The 3,436-nt window shown below is 57.2% G+C and carries 2 protein-coding genes and 1 pseudogene; 2 read left to right on the forward strand and 1 reads right to left on the reverse strand.

The window, feature by feature from the left end; translation table 11 throughout:
- Positions 1-97: 97 nt before the first annotated feature.
- Together U1872_RS22090 and U1872_RS22100 are read left to right on the forward strand one after the other, a co-directional pair.
- Positions 98-409: pseudogene (locus U1872_RS22090) on the forward strand (integrase core domain-containing protein); the annotation flags it as partial.
- Positions 410-661: 252 nt separating this feature from the next.
- Positions 662-2,464, forward strand: coding sequence for a putative bifunctional diguanylate cyclase/phosphodiesterase (locus tag U1872_RS22100; RefSeq protein WP_332795032.1), 1,803 nt, complete (start codon positions 662-664; stop codon positions 2,462-2,464).
- A 340-nt stretch (positions 2,465-2,804) separates the two neighbouring features.
- Here the strand turns inward: U1872_RS22100 and U1872_RS22105 are convergent.
- Positions 2,805-3,436: transposase (locus U1872_RS22105; protein ID WP_332795033.1), on the reverse strand; the 632-nt coding region annotated here is incomplete at its 5' end.

Here is a 3,436-nt window from a genome sequence, read left to right on the forward strand (position 1 = left end):
GGCCATGGCTTGCCCTGATGAACCCTGCGGCCGCTACGCGGCCTTGTCTTCATCAGGGCCATAGCGGCTCCCGAACCGGCGCTTCCCAATGTGCTATGGCACCGAGCTCACCAGTCACGCCGTCCTCGCCTGGTGCCAGGAGACCGGGGTCGAATGGCATTACATCGCGCCGGGCAAGCCGCAGCAGAACGGCTTCGTCGAAAGCTTTAATGGTCGCTTGCGCGACGAGTGCTTGAACGAGCACCTGTTCTCATCGCTGGCTGCGGCGAGACGGATCATCGGGGCATGGCGGACGGACTACAACAATGTGCGTCCGCACAGCAGCCTTGGCGGGTTGGCACCCGCCGAGTTTACCAACCGCCCCCGCCAAGGGCATATGGACACCGAAGCTAAGTTATCAGCGGCCTGAAAATGGGGAGCACGTCAGGCAGGACGTATTCGATTACGTCGAACGCTTTTACAATCCCGCACGCAGGCACTCGACCTTGGGCTATCTCAGCCCCACGGACTTCGGGACGCATGCCAATGTAGCTTAACCTCGTGTGCCTGAGATCGGCAGCAGCTCAGCGAACGGCGATCATCGTTAAGGATAAACACGAAGCCGCGCCATGGGACTTGCCGATCGGGATGACGACGTTGGTAGCTTCGACCGAGCTACCGCGTGCTTGGTATTATTCATCGCATACCATTCCAAAGTCTTAATCTTTCTTCACTAACCTTCGGTTGGAATGGGAGTGAGATGCAGACGCCAGTCGAGCTAATTTGCCAAGAATCGAACGCCGGCCGGTACGAGCAGATGCTATCCAGTTCGGCGACCGCTGCAATCTGCGCCGGCGCGGACAATCTTATTGTGTCCTGGAACACGGCGGCTGAGCAGCTTTTCGGTCACAGGGCGGATCAGGTAATCGGCAAACCGCTCTCGATCATTATACCAGAGAGACTTCGGGCCGCCCACATTGCCGGCCTTGCCCGTGCGGTCCAGAGCAGTCGCGCCCGCCTGGCGGGGCGATCTGTCGATGTCCTCGCGCTTCATGCGAACGGAACCGAAATACCGGTGGACCTGTCTCTATCCATGTGGATCGAGGACGGTAAGCCAATGTTTGGCGCACTGCTGCGCGACATTGCGGATCGGCATTCTGCCAAGCAGCGTCTTGAGCACCTTGCCCATTGCGACACGCTGACAGCCCTTCCAAATCGGAACGCGCTCCACCAAAACTTGAGGGCCAACGTGGGCGAGGCTCCCTGCGCGCTGATGCTTCTGGACCTAGACGGGTTCAAGTACGTCAATGACAGCTTGGGGCACTCGGTAGGCGACCAGCTTATAAGTGGAGTTGCGGCACGGCTAAGTGCGATACTGGGACCGACAGATTTCATGGCGCGGCTCGGTGGCGACGAATTCGCGATCTTTCTTACAGACTGCGCCGACCCACTTAGGGTTGATGAGCTTGCCAACCGGATCTTTAAAGCGTTACATCTGGCTTTCGAATTGGCAGGGCAGTCGGTTTACATTGGCACAAGCATTGGAATCGCCATGTCGCCGAAGGACGCTTCCGACGTCGATCAACTTCTCTCCTGCGCTGATTTAGCTCTTTATAGCGCGAAAAACACCGGAGGCGGCGCTCGTACCTTTTTCTTCCGCGCCATGCAGAACAAGTCGGATCAAAGGCATCGCTTAGCCTGCGACCTACGTGAAGCGCTGGCGACCAATCAATTTGAGCTTTGGTATCAGCCTCAAATCCGCCTGCATGACGGTTCGCTTTCAGGCGTTGAAGCGCTGTTACGGTGGCGACATCGTGAGCATGGCCTGTTAACTCCACCGGTGTTCATACAGGTGCTTGATGACAGCGCCATTGCCGAAGATGTTGGGGACTGGATAATCGATCAGGCTTGCTCGACAGCCGCAGCGTGGGAACGCGCCGGATTAGAACCGCTGCGAGTCGGTGTAAATCTGTTCGCGTCACAGTTGCGCTCTGGCCGGCTCTTCGACGTCGTTACATCGGCATTGGCGAAGTACGGACTATCCCCTAAGAGTCTGGAGCTCGAAATTACCGAGAATACGGTTTTACGGCACAGCAATCAATCAACCAAGGCCTTGCGCAGTTTGAAATCCCTTGGCGTAGGTATCGCATTCGATGACTTCGGGACTGGGTTTGCCTCTCTTATTTTGCTACAAAAATACCCGCTTACCCGGTTAAAGATTGACCGTGGTTTTGTTAACAAGATCGACCGGAAAGCTGGTGACGCGGCTATCGTCAAAGCGGTCGTCAGCATGGCCCGAAGCCTTAATCTTGAGGTAATTGCTGAGGGCGTCGAAACGGTCGAGCAAGAAGCCGCCTTGTTGCGTCTCGGCTGCGATGAGGCTCAGGGATATCGCTACGGACGGCCAATGCCGGCGGCGGAGATTCTGCGAATTTACGTTGACCGCCGACTTTCGGAGCAAGAACAGGTTCGAATGGTCAGGTGACGTCCCCCTGAACCGCGCCGGGTTTGTCGGAGGCTCCAACTCCTCACATGACGGTTTTAGGATCAAGGGGTTATCACGTGGATACATCCTTTCTCATTCGGCATCCAAAGTCTGAGCCCGATCGCATAGTACCGGCCCGGTATCCGAGCCTGCACAACCTCACATTCAGTCGCCGCTCTGAACGGCTGCACCAATATCCCGCTTTCGACGGGCAAGAGCTCAGGAGAACGGGACCATTCTGAGAAGCGGCTTTTGAAGCCATAGGAGTTGGCGGTCCGTCCACCTGGATCCGTCAGGACTGATCAGGTCCTGGGGATCCATAAAATCGACAGCAATATCGTCACGCAGTTTTCATCGCAGCGCCTTCAATGACGACGCCAGCAGTGACGCATTTCGAAAGCCCGACCAGCAGCTTGCGGGCGAGTGCCACGATCATCGCCTTCTTGAGGCGGCCACCATTTCGCCTGACGCGCTCTTGGAACCAGCGGGCCAACATCGAGTCCGGTTGGTGACGCAGCCATAGCCACGCAAGCTGAACCATAGTCGAGCGCAGCCTCGGATTGCCGGCCTTCGAGACACCCTGTTCACGATCTATTGATCCGCTCTGCCATAAAGACGGCGCCAACCCCGCATAGGCAGCGACCTGCCTTCGATTGTCAAAATGACGGAACAGGCCTTCCGAGTAGAGGGTAGCGGCAAACTCGGGGCCAATGCCTTTGAGGCCGAGCAGCATTGCAATGGGCGCAGGGGTGTTGATGGCGGCTGGGATTGCCATAGCGTCCCGCTCGCATTCCACAGCCTTGATCTGGTCGAGCAACAATTCCAGGCGGTCGAGCTCGCGGCAGACCTGGGCCCTAGGCCGTGAACCCATAAATATGATTCCCAGGATCGGGATTTTCTGATTCATGCTCGGCATGAGCCGATATGATCTGACGGACTTTGAGTGGCGTGTGATCGAGCCGCGGTTGCCCA

Source organism: Parasphingomonas frigoris, assembly GCF_036663815.1.
In the GTDB taxonomy this organism is placed as follows: Bacteria; Pseudomonadota; Alphaproteobacteria; order Sphingomonadales; family Sphingomonadaceae; genus Sphingomonas.